At 63.3% G+C, this 237-nt stretch carries 1 protein-coding gene; it reads left to right on the top strand.

Annotation, left to right across the window (positions count from 1 at the left end; genetic code table 11):
• The coding region (locus ACFVYJ_RS13930) for a site-specific integrase (RefSeq protein ID WP_463255478.1) at positions 1 to 237 on the top strand (237 nt) is incomplete at both ends.

Below are 237 nucleotides of genomic sequence, written 5' to 3'. Positions count from 1 at the left end.
GCCCGGGTTACACCCACCGACATGCGCGCATGGATGGCCCATGAACGCAAACGCGGTGTCGCCGCGCGCTCGCTCGCTCGGGAACTGTCCTCGGTGAAAAGCTTCTACCGCTGGCTGGCAGAGCGCGAGGGCTTTGAGCCGACCGCTGTCCTTGCTACCCGCTCACCCAAATTCCAGAAAAAACTGCCCCGCCCACTTGCTGTAGATGCTGCCCGCGCGATGATCGACACAGTCGAC

Source organism: Pontibacter sp. JAM-7, from assembly GCF_048548695.2.
Taxonomy (GTDB): Bacteria; Pseudomonadota; Gammaproteobacteria; order Pseudomonadales; family Balneatricaceae; genus Neptuniibacter.
This window is presented reverse-complemented; position numbering and strand designations above follow the sequence as displayed.